Annotated in this window: 14 protein-coding genes; 5 read left to right on the forward strand and 9 right to left on the reverse strand. The window is 51.5% G+C overall.

The features are described from left to right. Positions 1-383: 383 nt before the first annotated feature. The gene (locus GN241_05895; protein XAT56942.1) at positions 384-1,379 is read left to right on the forward strand and encodes an acetoin utilization protein AcuC; all 996 of its coding nucleotides are present in this window, start codon (positions 384-386) and stop codon (positions 1,377-1,379) included. A 163-nt stretch (positions 1,380-1,542) separates the two neighbouring features. Continuing rightward, positions 1,543-2,946, forward strand: a complete 1,404-nt coding sequence (locus tag GN241_05900) for an AarF/ABC1/UbiB kinase family protein (GenBank protein ID XAT56943.1) — start codon at positions 1,543-1,545, stop codon at positions 2,944-2,946. A 19-nt stretch (positions 2,947-2,965) separates the two neighbouring features. Here GN241_05900 and GN241_05905 read toward each other — a convergent pair whose 3' ends face one another. Next, a complete protein-coding gene (locus tag GN241_05905) occupies positions 2,966-3,700 on the reverse strand; it encodes an SDR family NAD(P)-dependent oxidoreductase (GenBank protein XAT56944.1) in 735 nt (244 codons plus the stop codon). Then, positions 3,697-4,305: a glutathione S-transferase family protein gene (locus GN241_05910; GenBank protein XAT56945.1), complete on the reverse strand. Its 609-nt coding sequence runs from the start codon at positions 4,303-4,305 to the stop codon at positions 3,697-3,699. The genes GN241_05905 and GN241_05910 overlap by 4 nt, the downstream gene beginning before the upstream one ends. Positions 4,306-4,439: 134 nt before the next feature. Between GN241_05910 and GN241_05915 the strand changes: the two genes are divergently transcribed. Continuing rightward, positions 4,440-5,195: an enoyl-CoA hydratase/isomerase family protein gene (locus GN241_05915; GenBank protein XAT56946.1), complete on the forward strand. Its 756-nt coding sequence runs from the start codon at positions 4,440-4,442 to the stop codon at positions 5,193-5,195. A 132-nt stretch (positions 5,196-5,327) separates the two neighbouring features. Continuing rightward, positions 5,328-6,191 (forward strand): acyl-CoA thioesterase II, encoded by an 864-nt coding sequence (locus GN241_05920; GenBank protein ID XAT56947.1) that lies wholly within the window; start codon positions 5,328-5,330, stop codon positions 6,189-6,191. Positions 6,192-6,277: 86 nt separating this feature from the next. Here GN241_05920 and GN241_05925 read toward each other — a convergent pair whose 3' ends face one another. The 4 genes from GN241_05925 to GN241_05940 form a co-directional block, all read right to left on the reverse strand. Further along, positions 6,278-7,063 (reverse strand): SDR family NAD(P)-dependent oxidoreductase, encoded by a 786-nt coding sequence (locus tag GN241_05925; GenBank protein XAT56948.1) that lies wholly within the window; start codon positions 7,061-7,063, stop codon positions 6,278-6,280. A 66-nt stretch (positions 7,064-7,129) separates the two neighbouring features. After that, positions 7,130-7,906, reverse strand: coding sequence for an enoyl-CoA hydratase (locus GN241_05930; GenBank protein XAT56949.1), 777 nt, complete (start codon positions 7,904-7,906; stop codon positions 7,130-7,132). A gap of 258 nt (positions 7,907-8,164) precedes the next feature. Continuing rightward, positions 8,165-9,460, reverse strand: coding sequence for a citrate (Si)-synthase (gene gltA, locus GN241_05935; GenBank protein ID XAT56950.1), 1,296 nt, complete (start codon positions 9,458-9,460; stop codon positions 8,165-8,167). 65 nt (positions 9,461-9,525) lie between these two features. Further along, positions 9,526-10,929, reverse strand: a complete 1,404-nt coding sequence (locus GN241_05940; GenBank protein ID XAT56951.1) for a glutamate--tRNA ligase — start codon at positions 10,927-10,929, stop codon at positions 9,526-9,528. A gap of 76 nt (positions 10,930-11,005) precedes the next feature. Between GN241_05940 and GN241_05945 the strand changes: the two genes are divergently transcribed. Then, positions 11,006-13,015, forward strand: coding sequence for a DUF4131 domain-containing protein (locus GN241_05945; protein XAT56952.1), 2,010 nt, complete (start codon positions 11,006-11,008; stop codon positions 13,013-13,015). A 63-nt stretch (positions 13,016-13,078) separates the two neighbouring features. Here GN241_05945 and lexA read toward each other — a convergent pair whose 3' ends face one another. The 3 genes from lexA to moaC form a co-directional block, all read right to left on the reverse strand. Continuing rightward, positions 13,079-13,774 carry a transcriptional repressor LexA gene (gene lexA, locus GN241_05950; protein XAT56953.1) on the reverse strand — a complete coding sequence of 232 codons (696 nt, stop codon included), beginning with the start codon at positions 13,772-13,774 and terminating at the stop codon, positions 13,079-13,081. Positions 13,775-13,873: 99 nt separating this feature from the next. Continuing rightward, positions 13,874-15,046: a molybdopterin molybdenumtransferase MoeA gene (locus GN241_05955; protein ID XAT56954.1), complete on the reverse strand. Its 1,173-nt coding sequence runs from the start codon at positions 15,044-15,046 to the stop codon at positions 13,874-13,876. Further along, a complete protein-coding gene (moaC, locus tag GN241_05960) occupies positions 15,043-15,519 on the reverse strand; it encodes a cyclic pyranopterin monophosphate synthase MoaC (protein XAT56955.1) in 477 nt (158 codons plus the stop codon). Before moaC ends, GN241_05955 begins: the two co-directional genes overlap by 4 nt. Positions 15,520-15,521 lie beyond the last annotated feature (2 nt).

Consider the following 15,521-nt stretch of genomic DNA (forward strand, 5'->3'; position numbering starts at 1 on the left):
TTCGATGGGTTCAGTGCAGAGAAAGCGAAAGGTTGCAAGGCCAAAGCGCGCAGTTGGCCTGAGCATTGCAGTGCGCTGCGGCGCTAGATGCGAGAGTGGCGATAATTTGAACCGCTTCTTAACTACGCCAAGAAGATTAAATTTTCCATTGATAGTGCAAAGCCGGTTCTGATGGTAGATTTGCCGTGTGAAAGAGCTAGATTTAAACTTCATTAACGTGGTGAAAGGTTTGTAAGATTGTAGAAGAAAACGACATAATAACAGAAGCCTGCAGGCCGTATTTAATTTCATCTTCGATCTACCGCAACTCGAGTTACGGCGGCAGTCATCCGCTGGCTATTCCGCGTGTTGCAGCGGCTTTCGATCTTATCTCTTCGTTGAACATGCGCAGTTTGGATCGCTACTGCACGGCGCCCCAGGCAAAGCCTGCGCTTTTGAAAACCTTCCACGCGCCAGAGTATATTGAGGCGCTTAAAAGGGCTGAAGATACGCAAAAAATATCAGAGCATGATCGGAAGAGATACCAATTGGGCACTGTCTCAAACCCGGTTTTTAAGGGTATGTTTGCACGGCCGGCCACGTCTGTTGGAAGTTCGTTATTGGCTGCTGAACTGGTTGCAAATGGTGGCGTTGCTTATGCGATGGGCGGCGGTTTACACCACGGGTTGACCGATCGCGCAAATGGGTTTTGTTTTTTGAACGATTTGGTATTTGCAATCTTACGGCTGCGCAGCCTTGGCGTAGAACGTATTGCTTATGTTGATTTGGATGCACATCATTGCGATGGAGTTCAGGCCGCGTTTTCGGGGGATCGTGACCTTCTAATGATCTCAACCCATGAGGCGAAAAGATGGCCTTTTACAGGGGGTCTCTCTGAAAATATAATTGATCAGCAGATGAATATACCCCTGTTAAAAAATTGTAATAATGAAGAATTTAATCTTTTCATGGAAGACTGTGTTTTTCCTGCATTGGCCCGCTTTGCCCCCGAAGCGATAATAATCCAAGGTGGGGCTGATGCTGTTTGCGATGACCCTCTTTCGCGATTGGGGCTGTCAAATTACACGCTGTGGAACGCCGTAAAACGCCTAAAGGAAAGGTGCGATAAAGTCATTCTGACGGGCGGCGGCGGATATAACCCTTGGACGGTGGCGCGCTTATGGGCTGGGTTTTGGTTGGTTCTCAACGATCGTTCGCCTTTTATCGAGCTGCCAAGCGGCGCGCAGCGCGTTCTTGAAAGCCTGTCTTGGCAGCGCAAATTGCGCCCCAGCTCTGATTTAATAACTCAACTTTACGATGCTCCACCCGAAAAGGCGCAACTTATTCGGCCAGAAACCGCTGCTTTGGCAAAACATATTCGCAATCTTCACGCGCTTTGAAAAACACATACGCCCGGCCTTTGGCGCTGCATCATAGCATTTTTTATTGGTTTGGCCCGCTTCTGACGCGATTGCAGAGAATAAACGGCCTTCTGCGCGGGGCGGACCTTTCTTTATGGCGCTGCCCCGCTATGTCCAGCTTCATGAATACCCAGTTTGATAAATGTGTAAGAGGCGCGTTGATGCCTGCTCAGAGCCAGATTTTTTGGCTGTGAGCGGGCGTGCTGTAAAGGTTCCAAGTGGCCGCGCGGCGCGCCTTGCTCATCTTGGAGGCCTTTCTTTGGGTGTGATGGGGAATGTTGCTGGCCAAGGTTTGAAAGAGCTGGGTTCCGGTCGGCGGTCGGCGCTTCCACAGCTTTTAATGAGCCCTCAAAATATAAGCCTATTGGCGCGCAAACTGGCAAAAATGCGCGGTGCGGCGATGAAACTGGGCCAGCTTCTTTCAATGGATAGCGGCGATTTTCTGCCATCAGAGCTGGCGATGATTTTGCAGCGCTTGCGGGCTGAGGCGGATTTTATGCCCCCGAAACAATTGCGGGATGTGCTGAACCAAGAATGGGGAATGGGCTGGATGGGGCTATTTTCCCGCTTTGATGTGCGCCCGATGGCGGCCGCTTCGATCGGGCAGGTTCATTATGCAGTGACCAAGGCGGGCGAGGCCCTGGCCATAAAAGTTCAATATCCAGGCGTGCGCAACAGCATTGACAGCGATATTGAAAATGTATCCGCCCTAATCGCATGGTCGGGGCTGTTGCCCCCCGGCCTCGATCTGGGCCCGTTTCTGACCTTGGCGAAAGAACAGCTGCACGAAGAAACCGATTACGCGCGCGAGGCCAAGCAGCTGTTATGCTTTGGCGACCTTTTAAGCGGGGATACCCGCTTTGCAGTGCCGCAAGTGCACGCGAATTTAAGCACCGAAAATATATTGGCGATGGAGTTTATGCCGGGTCAGCCGATTGAAGATTTGCTTCAATTTCCAACAGAGGATCGGCGTGCTGTTATGGAAGCCTTGATCGATCTGAGTTTAAAAGAACTGTTTGATTTCAAGCTTATGCAGACGGACCCTAATTTTGCAAATTTTCTTTATGACGCAAAGTCAAAGCGGGTGGTTTTGTTGGATTTTGGCGCAACGCGCCCAGTAAATGCGGCACTGAGTGCAGCTTATGCCCGCTATCTGAATGCAGGTTTGGCAGGAAATGAAGCTCTCATGTGCAGCGCTGCGTTGACGTTGGGTTTCTTAAATGAAGCCATGCCGCAGAGTATGCAGGATGAGTTTGTCGAGATGATGCATCTTGCCTTTGCAGAGCTGGCAAAGGATCAGGTTTTTCAATTTGGCCAAAATGAACTGGCGCATGACTTACAACAGCGCGGTTTGCAGATGGCCGAGCGCTCGCGCGAGATGCATCTGCCGCCGCCTGAGACTTTGTACATCCAGCGCAAAATGGCGGGCCTGTATTTATTAGGGCGTCGACTTAAGGCAGAGGTTGATTTAAAGAATCTGCTGAAACCTTACCTGCATCCTTACGATCAGGGCAGGCCGGAAAAGGTTGATTGTAATCTTGCTTAGGCAGGTAAAGGGCTCCAAGTTACCATGTTTCGGAAAATGGCCGCAGATCCACCTCATGGCTCCAGCCATCTTTGCTTTGATGATATAGGCTCCAATACGCTTCCGCCACAGAGCTTGGATTCATCAGACTGTCTTCGGGCAGTCTATCCGGATCCTTGCCCTGCGCCCGAAATCGCTCACGGATAAATTCAGTGTCAACGGCGGCATCAATAATCAGATGCGCAATGTGAATATTTTGGGGGCCCAATTCACGGGCCATGCTTTGCGCCACCATACGCAAACCCGCTTTCCCGGCCGCAAATGCGCTATAGCCCGACTTGCCCCGCAAACTGGCAGAAGCGCCTGTGAAAAATACTTTGCCTCTGCCGCGCGGAACCATATATCGCGCGGCTTCGCGGCCCGTTAAAAATCCAGCAAAACAGGCCATTTCCCAAACTTTTCTAAAAACCCGTGAGGTCGTTTCCAGAATTGGAAAATGAACATTTCCACCCACATTGAAGATAACCAGATCAAGGGCCCCGATATCGCGTTCGATGGTTTTGAAAAGATCCGCGGTTTGCTCCTCATCGCGTGCATCCATAGAAAACTTATAGGCGACCCCGCCAGAGGCGGTAATCTCATCGACCAGGTCTGTCAGTTTATCGCCATTGCGCCGCGCCAAACAAACCACAAATCCGCCTTGTGCAAAACGCCGCGCAATGGCGGCGCCAATATAATCGCCCGCGCCCACGATCAGAACAATCGGCGCCGTCATAAGGATGAGGCTGTCTGAAAGGCTGGGCGTTGGCTCAGATGCTCGCTATATTGCCGGAGGTTTGGTTTGTCACTGAAATCCGCGCCCAAGCGTTTTGCCATAATCACCGCATGACCGGTCATGAAATCAGCCGCGGATAAGTGCTCGCCAAGCAGAAAGGTTTTCCCTGCAAGCTGTTGCTCCACGCTTGTCAGCATCTGCCCCAAAAGTTTTGTAGCGCGCTTCACATTTACTTCATTGCGCCGCTCTGGTGGCAATAGAATCGTTTCGACCACGATGGTGTTCATCGGCGGCATGATCATGCCTTCGGCGTAATGAAACCACTGCAAATAAGCTGCAAACGCGCCCGAGTTTAGATCCGGGATAAATCTTCCATTGCCATATTTGGCTAATAAATATTGTATAATCGCGCCGCTTTCAAAAAGCGTGATATCGCCATCAACAAGCGTGGGTACGCGGCCTATCGGGTGCAAAGCCCGATAAGTGTCAGAGCGCATATCAGGGCTTCCAAGCTCAAAACTTTCAATCTCGTAGCCGAGGTCAAGTTCTTCAAGCAACCAAGCCACGCGAACGGCGCGACTGTTGCGGGCATAATATAGCTTCATTCGTTTTTTCCCAAAGCGACTAAAAACAATTTCAAAGAGTGACTTTGCAGGAAACGTAGCGTTACGATTTGATCTCTGTCAACTAAAGGATAAGCTAGCGTTAAATTGGTGTTTATGAAAAAGGGCGAGGCGCTATGAAAACCCAAAATTGGCTTACCCGGGAAGATGATATGAGTGGGGTGACCCGCATCACATTATCATTCCCGCCGGTAAACGCCTTAACGGCTGATAATTTAGCGCTTCTCACCAATTTGATGGCTGACTTAGAGGCGGATAGCGCGGTGCGGGCGGTTGTGCTGGCCAGCGCATTGCCCGTTTTTTCAGCAGGTCTAAACCTGAAAGACGCGGTCGATTTTGATCTTCAGGCGCAAACCGCTGTGGTTGATGGGATGGACCAAGCTTTTGGCGCTTTGTTTTCGTTTCCCAAACCCTTGATTGCGGCGGTTTCGGGCGCTGCTATTGCGGGGGGGCTTTTTCCTGTTTTATGCGCAGATTATCGAATTGCCACCGCGAAGGCTAAGTTTGGATTGGCAGAGGTGAAGGTGGGTGTGACGATACCCTTTTGTCCGATGGAGATCGCGCGCGCCGCACTTAGCCCAAATGATCTGCGCCGCTTGATGCAGCGAGGAGCGGCTATTTCAGCAGATAAAGCGTTAGCATCAGGCTTGATTGATGAGCTGGTTGAGCCAGGCGTGCTTTTGAGCCATGCTCACAGCGTGGCGGCGGAATATGCCGAATTGCCGCCGCGAACTTATGCCGAGATTAAAATGCAGGTGCGAGCTGAAGCGTTTGAACGCATCGAAAAAAATAGAGCACACCGGCAGGCTACGCCCGCTTTGGCTTGGTTTAGCCCTGAAACGCGGCCCGCAATGCGCAACTTGATCGGGTGAGGCTTTCCCTGCGCGGCTTTTTGTTATCTGGTAGGAAAGTATGACGCTTTGAAGCTTGCTTAGATCCCGCTGTGAAATACATAGTTCGGCAAGGGCGCTGCCTCAAACGTGCCCGTATAGGATGCCGTTAAAATGACAGATCCGGGCCATGATTTAATAAAAATGCTTGAATTGACAGCTGTGGGTACAGATGCGTTTCAAGGCGTTGGAACGGGCGGCGAAACCAGAATGCGCATTTTTGGCGGCCATGTGATCGCGCAAGCGTTAAGAGCGGCCTATCTGACCTTAGCGGGGCGTATATGCCATTCCTTAAACGCCTATTTCATCCGAGCAGGAGATCCGGCCGTGCCTGTGATCTATCACGTTGAACGCACGCGAGATGGCGGCAGCTTCACAACGCGGCGTATCGTTGCGCGCCAGCAGGGTAAAGAAATTCTGACGATGAGCGCGTCGTTCCAACATCAAGAAGCCGGCATTGAGCATCAACACCCCATGCCCGCATGCCTGGGCCCTCAGGGATTGGCGTCGCGCAGCGCCTTGCGTCACGCCGAGGTGCACCGTTTGCCTGAAGCGCATCATGAAGAGTTTCTACGCCCGCGGCCTGTTGAGGTTCGAGAGGTTCAACCGCGCGATTCTTTTACGCCTGATCCCTGCAGCGATAAGAATCAACTTTGGTTTCGGATGATGGCCGTAGCTGGACAAAGCGCAATAGTGCAGCAATGTTTATTGGCATATGCCTCGGATCTTAATCTGCTAGCATCCGGGTTGCGCCCGCATGCTGTGACTTGGTTTCAGCCCGGGGTTATGGTGGCCAGCCTTGATCATACAATTTGGTTCCATCGACCGACGCAATTTGAAACATGGCATCTGTACGCGATGGACAGCCCTTTCGCAGGGGGAGCGCGGGCGTTTAACCGGGGTTCAATTTATGCCTCTGACGGCAATTTGGTAGCCAGCGTGGCGCAGGAAGGTTTGGTGCGGCAACCGTGCAGGTGATGCGCATTATCGCCCCATCTGTGACGGGATCCGAAACGATTGAATAGCTGGATCTAGCCATATTGCGTTTACATTGCTCGGCCCAGCTATTTTCCCTTTGGTGTGTTTGAGGTATCATTTGCACGGTTTAATTTGCGCATACCTCCAATCCAACGGTCATAATCGGACGCTTTGTTTCGCATATAAGTCAACACTTCTGGATGCGGCAAAATCAGAAAGCGTTCGTCTTTAAGCCCTTGCAGGCAGGCTTGCGCCACGACATGTGGACTTAAAATGCCATCAAGGCTGGCGGCATGGCCGTCCAGCCCGGCGATCATATCAGTGTGCACGGCTTGTGGGCAGAGCACGGATAGTTTGATCCCTTGATCGCCATAAGTGAAGGCCAACCATTCGGCAAAACCGATCGCGGCGTGCTTGCTCACCCCGTAAGGCGCAGAGCCAATTTGGTTTAACAATCCAGCCGCCGAGGCGGTTTGCAGCAAATAGCCCCCGCCCCGCGCAATCATACGGGGTACCAAATGCCGCGCCACCCAAATATGCGACATGACATTGGTTTCCCAAGCCCGCTGCCAGTCTTGATCTGAGGCGCCAAGTCCCGCCTGATGTAAAATTCCAGCATTCGAGCAAAACAGATCAATCGAGCCTATTTCGGCTTCGCTTTGCGCGATAAGATTGATCAGATCGGCCTCTTTTGAAACATCGGCTTCTATGCTGACCCCATCGATCAGATCAGCGGTTTCTTTGCTTTTGATTGCGTCAATATCGCTGCAAATAACTCTCTTTGCCCCCTGTTTGGCAAAGCAGATGGCAAGCGCTTTGCCGATCCCTGATCCTGCGCCTGTAACCACAATAATTTTATTCTTGATATCCACGTTTTATTATCTTTCGTTAGAGCAAGGGCAAAACGCAAAATGCCTTTTAAAAGAAGCGCTGATCGGTCATTTATTCACCCATTTTGGCGCGCGTTTTTCAACGAAGGCCGCAACGCCTTCGCGCAAATCCTCTGTTTGCAGAAGGTCAGCCAGAACCTCGCGGCTAAACTCTAAGCTGGCAGGCAGGTTCTCGCGCTTGGCCAGATCGTTCAACACCCGCTTGGTGGCTTTCACCGCCGAGGGCGAAACAGAGGCAATTTCCTGGGCTTTGTTCAACGCGGTTTCTATTAATTTTTTGTCCGGTGTAACCGCATTCACAATGCCCATATTCAACGCTTCACTTGCCGAAATACGCCTCCCTGTCAGCATCATTTCCTGGGCTGCGACGCGTCCGATATAGCGGCTGAGGCGCTGTATGCCGCTGGCGGCAGCCATGAAGCCAACTTTTACCTCGGGCAGTGCGAATGTGGCTGTTTGCGCTGCGATGATAATATCGCAGGATAGGGCGGTTTCAAAGCCGCCGCCCATTGCAAAGCCATTCACGGCTGCAATGACCGGTTTTTCTAAGTCAAACCTTTGGGTTAGGCCAGCAAAGCCGGTTGTGGGCATGCTGGCAGCGCCGCCCTTTGCCGTGGCTTTCAAATCATTTCCCGCGCTAAAGGCTTTTTCTCCGGCTCCGGTTAAAACGGCGACCCAGAGATCAGGGTTAGCTGCAAACCCGTCCCACACGTCTGACAGTTCTGCATGCATGGGCGCATGCATCGCGTTGTAAACATCAGGTCGGTTTAAAGTAACCAAAAGGACTTTGCCATAGGTGCTAAGGCTAACGAATTCGTAGGGCATGGCTGCTCCTTCACAAAAGTACAGTAGATCAGAGCCGGGTCTCTTGGCCGTTTGTACCGGGCGCTACAACACTGATCTATCAATGCTTTTCTCAAGGTAACGGGTTGGTCTTTGTAGTTCAACGGCGCTTTTGAGTGCAAGGTTATATCGCTATTGTGCAATTGACCCAAACACCCAAAACCCTCGCGCAATTAAAAATGATGGATGGCGGGGCGCGGGGCTTATCCTGCGGGCAAAGCTACAAAGTGCCAAATAGCCTTAGCGATCTTCAATATTTACATAGTCGCGCGCTGTATCGCCCAGATATAATTGGCGTGGACGACCAATTTTCATTTGCGGATCTGCAATCATTTCTTTCCATTGCGAAATCCAGCCAACGGTGCGGCTCAGAGCAAAAATTGGTGTGAACATTGACGTTGGAAAGCCCATCGCTTCCAGAATAATTCCCGAATAAAAATCTACATTTGGGAATAATTTCTTGTCAACGAAATAGGGATCACTGAGGGCCACTTTTTCAAGCTCTTTGGCGACTTGCAGCAATGGGTTATTGGCCACTCCCAGCAATTCGAGAACTTCATCTGCCGATTGTTTTAACACGGTGGCGCGCGGATCTGTGTTTTTATAAACGCGGTGACCAAATCCCATTAAACGAAACGGATCATTTTTGTCTTTCGCTTTGGCAATATAGGTTGGGATATTCTCGACGGTTCCGATTTCGCGCAGCATTTCCAAACAGGCTTGGTTCGCGCCGCCATGCGCGGGGCCCCAAAGGCAGGCAATACCCGCGGCAATGCAGGCAAAAGGGTTAGCGCCAGAACTTGAGGCCAGGCGTACGGTGGATGTTGACGCGTTTTGTTCGTGATCTGCATGCAGGGTAAAGATCCGGTCCATTGCGCGGCTCAGGATCGGATTTACTTTGTAATCCTCGGCCGGTACGGCAAAGCACATCCGCAAAAAATTGGAGGCATAATCAAGATCATTGCGCGGATATTCGAAAGGTTGCCCGATCGTATATTTATACGCCATGGCGGCAATCGTTGGCATTTTCGCAATCATTCTGATCGACGCCACCTCTCGCTGCCAGGGATCAGAGATATCGATGCTGTCATGATAAAAAGCTGACATAGCGCCAACGACACCTGTCATAATGGCCATCGGATGCGCATCCCGACGAAAGCCTCGGAACAAATACATCATTTGTTCGTGGATCATTGTGTGATTGGTGACGCGGCTTTCGAAATCCTCTAGTTCCGCCGGTGAGGGCAATTCACCATAAAGCAGCAGGTAACAGACTTCCAAATAATGCGATTTAGAGGCCAATTGATCAATCGGATATCCGCGGTGCAATAACTCACCTTTGGCGCCATCAATGAAGGTGATGGTGCTGTCACAACTGGCTGTTGAGGTGAAACCGGGATCATAGGTAAAAACGCCTGCGTCTTTATAAAGGCTGCGAATATCAATCACATCAGGACCGGCTGATGGGCGGTGAATAGGCAATTGATACACTTGACCGTTTAAGCGCAATTCTGCGGTTTGTTTTGTATCAGCCATATTCGTTCCTTTTCCCATCGGCACTATGGCCTTGTTCTTTCTGATTATGCGTGATGTGAGCAGAATTATCTTTCTGCTATGGCGTCTTTGATTCGCGCTATCGTTTCGTCGCGGCCCAGCAAAACCATCATATCATACACGCTTGGAGAGGCTTTTCGTCCAGCAAGTGCAGCCCGTAACGGTGCTGCAAGCTGCCCGAATTTGATCCCGTTAGAGCCAACAAATTCGTGAAAAAGCGCTTCCAAATATTCCCCGCTCCACGTAACATTTTGCAACTGCGGCGTCAATGATTTGAGTATACCGATGAACACAGTGTCAAGCGTTGCCTGCGCGGGCTCATCGATAGAAATCGGGCGTGTTTGTAAAATAAAGCGAGCCTTTTCAAGAAGTTCAGGAAGTGTTTTGGCCCTTTCCTTTAGGCAATACATGGCCGTATCCAGCCCCTGTAACTGCGCGTCAGTGAATGGCGGAGCGCCGTTGGCAGATTGATAATTGGTTATATCTTGCAGCAGTGCAGCATTTGAAGCAGCTGCGATATGTTTGCTTGAAAGATTTTCTAGTTTTTTGAAATCAAATCGCGATGGCGATTTGCCTATGCCCTTAAAATCAAACCACTCTTGCGCCTCGGCATCGCTAAAAAATTCATCATTCCCATGGCTCCAGCCAAGTCGGGCCAGATAATTGCGCATCGCCACCGCGGGATATCCCATCTGTTGATATTCTTCGACGCTGGTGGCCCCATGACGTTTTGAAAGCTTTTTGCCATCATCTCCAAAAATCAAAGGAATATGGGCGTAGATGGGCAGGGGCCATTCCATGGCTTTATAGATCAGCATTTGGCGCGCGGCGTTGTTTAAATGATCATCGCCGCGAATCACATGCGTGATCCCCATGTCATGATCATCTACCACGACCGCAAGCATGTAAACTGGTGAACCATCCGAGCGCAGCAACACCATATCATCCAATTGACTATTGCGAATGACCACCTTGCCTTGCACTTCGTCATTGATATGCGTCTCGCCATCGCGCGGGGCTTTTATTCGGATAACAAATGGCGCATCGGGATGCTCTGATGCTGAAATATCGCGCCATGGGCTTTGAAACAGCGTCGAGCGCCCTTCGGCGCGTGCCGCTTCCCGAAAGGCTTCTATGTCTTCTTGCGTCGCAAAGCACTTATAGGCATGCCCCGTCTTTAAAAGATGCCAAGCGATCTGGGCATGGCGTTCGGCGCGCTCATATTGACTGATAGCCTCTCCATCATAGTCTAATCCCAACCAATCTAATCCGCGCAAAATGGCGGCGCTGGCTTGCGGAGTTGATCTTTGTCGATCCGTATCTTCAATGCGTAACAAAAATTTACCACCGCGCCCACGGGCATAAAGCCAGTTAAACAATGCCGTGCGCGCCGTCCCTATATGCATATATCCCGTTGGTGAGGGGGCAATTCTCGTAACAACCTGTGACATTACAGATTAACCTTTCCGCAAGTTTACCGCGTTAATTTTTGCCCGTGTCTAGCGATCCTGCGAGGCAAGGACAAGCATGCTCACGCTCAAGAAATTTTTACGATGCGAACTGGAAAAGCAACGGGTTGTTTTATTCTACTGGCTGCCGGTTGCCATGGCCAGTGGGATTGGATGTTACCTGTCGCTTCGTCAGGAGCCCGCGCCAAATTTATTTGTTGCGATGGCGTTGCTCGGGGGAGTTTTTTATCTGGGCTATCATTTTCAAACATGCAGCTTGGCGCCGTTTTTCCTTTTGTTGGCGGTGTTCTGCCTTGGTTTTTTTGCGGTGGCCGGAAAGGCTTATTATGTCGCGGCACCCACGCTTACCTACCGATTTTACGGAGAGATTGAGGGGCGAATTATAGGTGTCGATCGGGCGCGCAGTGGAGCGGTAAGAGTAACGCTGGATCAAGTGAAATTGGAAAACATGTCCAAAAGCAACACGCCCCAGAAAGTGCGGCTTTCGATCAGTAGCGGCCCTGCAGCGCAGCTTTTAACGCCGCAGGGGCGTTTGAAAACCAAAGGTTTTTTGATGCCACCTCCGGGTCCGTCTGAACCCGGGGGGTTTGACTTCCGGCGTTACGCTTGGTTCCAAGGGCTTGGAGCCGTGGGTTATACGCGAGAAGGCGTGCATATCACCTCTGGCCCGTCATCAGGAATTTTTACGCGGCTTTTTGACAGAAGAATGGCGCTTTCTGCGCGGATTAAAGCCGGTGTCTCCGAGGCGGCATCTGGCCCAGCTGCGGCAATAATTACGGGCGACCGCTCTTCTCTGACGCGCGCGCAGCTTCAGGATTTGCGGCGCAGCAATTTGGCGCATTTACTAGCGATTTCGGGGCTGCATGTGGCTTTGTTAACGGGCGTGGTGTTTGGGGTTTTTCGCCGCTTATGCTTATTGAATGCAAATGCCTTCTTGCATTTTAACGCTAAAAAAATTGCCGCGGGTTTTGCAATTTTGATCGGGTTTTATTACGTGATGATTTCTGGGGCAGCTGTGTCAACCCAACGCGCCTTTATTATGGTATCAATCGTGATGCTGGGGGTGTTTTTCGATCGGCGCGCTTTGAGTTTACACAGCGTTGCTCTTGCGGCTTTGGTGATTTTGGCTTGGCGACCTGAAGATGTAAGTTCAGCGGGGTTTCAAATGTCATTTGCCGCCACGATTGCGCTGGTTACCGTGTTTCAGCGTATTCCTGCTTTACCGGGGTTTTCGCGTTGGCGCCGGATGCCGATGATTTCGTTGATTTTATCCTCATTGGTGGCGGGCTTGGCCACGGCGCCTTTTTCGGCGGCGCATTTTAACCAAGTTAGCCATTATGGTTTGCTGGCAAATATTCTAAGTCTTCCGGTTATGAGCTTTCTTGTGGCCCCCTCGGCAGTATTGGCCATGATGTTAATACCTTTTGGCGCCGAGGCGGTTGGTCTTTGGGGGGTGGATCTTGGCCTTCGTTGGATTTTGGCTGTGGCGCATTTTTTGGCGCAGCCAGCAAGCGCGGTAACCTTTGTGACAGAGCCAGATGCATGGATCTTACCTTTATTCAGTGCATCATGCGCTTGGATCATTTTATGGCGCGGCTGGGGGAAGGGGCTTGGCGTTTTAGGCGTTGTCGCGGCTTTAATGGGCTGGCATGGAAGCGATCGACCAGATATTTTGATCGCCAAAGATGGCGTGCTTGTCGGCCTTCTTTTGCCGGAGGGACGGGCGCTTTCCAAGCCAAATGGTGGAACGTTTTCGGCCCGCATATGGGCGCAAAACGATGGGTTGCCGATGCCACGCGAAAAAGCCTATGCTTTGTGGCAAGATCGGAAAATCGATCTTTATCACCATTGGTCGAAAAAAAAGAAAGGATTAGAAATTGCCTGCGTTCCAGGAGAACTGCATATTGTGGCGCAGCAACGCCGCATAAGCGGGGAATGCTGGCATCTGTCTCATCATATCATAAAGCGCAATGGTGCAACCGCGATATGGTTGGATCATCAGGGAAAGCCCGCGAAAATCCGACACATAAATTCCGGCTTTACCCGCTTATGGAGCAAGCAAAGATAGCGGGCCTGCGCGATTGCTGGATCTTACCCCAATAACCTTATTGGAAAACGCTTTTGCACCGCGCTAATAGGTGCGGATCAATCCAACCAAACGACCCTGCACTTTAACTTTTCCCTGCGGCAAAATGCGCGTTTCATAGGCTGGGTTGGCCGCTTCAAGCGCAATCGCATCGCCGCGGTGGAAAAACCGTTTCAGCGTGGCCTCGTGATTTTCAACCAGCGCCACAACGATATCGCCATTGGTGGCTGTTTTTGTTTCTCGGATCACGACAACATCGCCATCATTGATCCCAGCTTCGATCATCGAGTCGCCCTTTACCTCAAGCGCATAATGTTCGCCGCCCGCGCGCAGCATGTGGCCTGGAACGGCGATGTTATGGGAAACTTGGCTGATTGCTTCGATTGGCACACCGGCGGCGATTCTGCCCATAACGGGTAGTTCCCGCGCCTGCAGCGCCTCAATCGGGGTGGCGCTTGGCGGGCGCGTTTCAGGCCGTCCCCCTTCGATCACGCGGGGTGCAAATCCGCTGGGATCGCCCCCTAGGCTTTCTGGAAGCTTCACGATTTCGATTGCCCGGGCTCGATGCGCAAGCCGGCGGATAAAACCACGTTCCTCCAATGCCGAAATTAATCTGTGAATTCCAGATTTTGACCTCAAATCCAACGCTTCTTTCATTTCATCGAAGGAAGGCGGCACGCCGTCACGGGTTAGGCGCTTATTGATGAAGTTTAATAGATCAAGCTGTTTGCGGGTGAGCATCACATCCTCCAGAGCATAATTTTGCTTTGTTCTATAGATGTTCTTGGTTTGTGTCAAGTTATTGCCGCGAAAGAGGCCGCTTCTTGCGCGGCTGCCGCTTTAAAGCGGGATATATTCGATCCTGTCACCTTGCTTTGCGGGGGCGGCAAAAGCTGGACGAATGGCCAAAATATTGGCTTTTGCCAGAACGCTTAGCAAAGCGCTGTCTTGGCGTTCAAACACATGTACGCGCCCCTCATGAAACTTTGCCCGCATATAATGTTCGCGGGGGCCGTTGGCTGCGACGTCTTGCGCCAAGGGCGCGGATTGCCGGATCTGCGCGGATCTTGGTAAACCCAAAAGCGCGTTCACAACTGGAATGACAAAAATATGGCCGCAGACCAAGGCTGAAACCGGGTTTCCGGGCAGGCCGATCATAATCGTATCGTCCCAAGCTCCGGCCATTAAAGGTTTGCCCGGGCGCATGGCGATTTTGTAAAAGCTTTGTTTTATGCCGATATCAGCAGCAACTTGCGCCACCAAATCATGATCTCCGACCGACGCGCCGCCAATCGTAAGGACCATGTCGCTGCCTGCAGCCAGCGCGAAGGTGGCTTTCAAACTGGCGCGAGTGTCGCGCGCAATCGGTAAAATCCGACAGTCGGCGCCATGGCTGTTCAAAAGAGCGGCCAGACCATATGTGTTTGACGCTAAAATTTGATCTTGGCCCGGCTGCTCTCCTGGCATTACCAATTCATCACCCGTTGACAGAAGAGCAATTGTTGGTCGTTTATACACGGGGATCTGCGCCATATTCATTGAGGCCAAAAGGGCAATATCCGCCGCATTAAGCCGTTTGGGTGCATCTAGGCAACTGCCGGTTTTAAAATCATTGCCGGCTGGCCGGATATGGCTTTGGGCATTGGGATCTTCGCTCAGTTCGATCCTATCTGCGATGCGGATCGCATTTTCTTGAATAATGATAGCGCTGGTGCCTGCAGGCACAGGGGCACCGGTGAAAATGCGCACCGCGGTATCGGGTGTCAAATCACCTTCAAATCGGCGTCCTGCTGCGGCTTCTCCGATCACCTGATAACTATCCCCGCGTTTCGCTGCTGGCTGCGCGATCGCGTAGCCATCCATGGCTGCGGCATCAAATGGCGGTTGATCGCGCGAGGCCTTCATCGGACGCGCTAAAACGCGGCCCATGGCTTTGGTGAGATCGACCGTTTCCACATTCGGTTTCTGGACCAGCGCGAAAAGAGCATCTAATGCCGCTTGGACAGAGATCATGTCGCTTCGTAGCGGCCCGATTTACCGCCATCTTTTAAGGCCAAATGAACGCCCCCGATCTGCATCGCCCGATCTGCGGCTTTTAACATATCATAGACAGTCAGCGCCGCGCCATTCACTGCGCAAAGCGCTTCCATTTCCACACCGGTTTGCCCTGATGTTTTTACCGTTGCCTCAATGCGCACCCCCGGCAAATCGGGATCGACCTCCAGGTCGACAGCGATTTTTGTGATTGCCAATGGATGACAAAGGGGAATGATCTCAGCGGTTTTTTTAGCGGCCATGATCCCTGCAAGACGCGCCACGCCCAACACATCGCCTTTTTTGGCAAGGCCTTGGGTGATGAGATCCAGCGTTTCAGGCTGCATGCTGATCCAGCCTTTTGCCACAGCGATGCGATCCGTGTTTTGTTTTTGCGAAACATCAACCATATGGGCGTTTCCGCAGCTGTCAAAATGGGTGAGTTTGGGCATCC

The organism is Rhodobacteraceae bacterium IMCC1335 (assembly GCA_039640495.1).
In the GTDB taxonomy this organism is placed as follows: domain Bacteria; phylum Pseudomonadota; class Alphaproteobacteria; order Rhodobacterales; family Rhodobacteraceae; genus Thalassovivens.

Excerpts from the sequence above, each read along its gene's own strand:
- gltA (XAT56950.1), bottom strand. The coding sequence starts at position 9,460 with ATGGCTGATACAAAACAAACCGCAGAATTGCGCTTAAACGGTCAAGTG.
- GN241_05920 (XAT56947.1), top strand. The coding sequence starts at position 5,328 with ATGACAGATCCGGGCCATGATTTAATAAAAATGCTTGAATTGACAGCT.
- GN241_05930 (XAT56949.1), bottom strand. The coding sequence starts at position 7,906 with ATGCCCTACGAATTCGTTAGCCTTAGCACCTATGGCAAAGTCCTTTTG.
- GN241_05910 (XAT56945.1), bottom strand. The coding sequence starts at position 4,305 with ATGAAGCTATATTATGCCCGCAACAGTCGCGCCGTTCGCGTGGCTTGG.
- lexA (XAT56953.1), bottom strand. The coding sequence starts at position 13,774 with ATGCTCACCCGCAAACAGCTTGATCTATTAAACTTCATCAATAAGCGC.
- GN241_05895 (XAT56942.1), top strand. The coding sequence starts at position 384 with ATGCGCAGTTTGGATCGCTACTGCACGGCGCCCCAGGCAAAGCCTGCG.
- GN241_05940 (XAT56951.1), bottom strand. The coding sequence starts at position 10,929 with ATGTCACAGGTTGTTACGAGAATTGCCCCCTCACCAACGGGATATATG.
- GN241_05905 (XAT56944.1), bottom strand. The coding sequence starts at position 3,700 with ATGACGGCGCCGATTGTTCTGATCGTGGGCGCGGGCGATTATATTGGC.
- GN241_05955 (XAT56954.1), bottom strand. The coding sequence starts at position 15,046 with ATGATCTCTGTCCAAGCGGCATTAGATGCTCTTTTCGCGCTGGTCCAG.
- GN241_05900 (XAT56943.1), top strand. The coding sequence starts at position 1,543 with ATGTGTAAGAGGCGCGTTGATGCCTGCTCAGAGCCAGATTTTTTGGCT.
- GN241_05915 (XAT56946.1), top strand. The coding sequence starts at position 4,440 with ATGAAAACCCAAAATTGGCTTACCCGGGAAGATGATATGAGTGGGGTG.
- moaC (XAT56955.1), bottom strand. The coding sequence starts at position 15,519 with ATGCCCAAACTCACCCATTTTGACAGCTGCGGAAACGCCCATATGGTT.
- GN241_05945 (XAT56952.1), top strand. The coding sequence starts at position 11,006 with ATGCTCACGCTCAAGAAATTTTTACGATGCGAACTGGAAAAGCAACGG.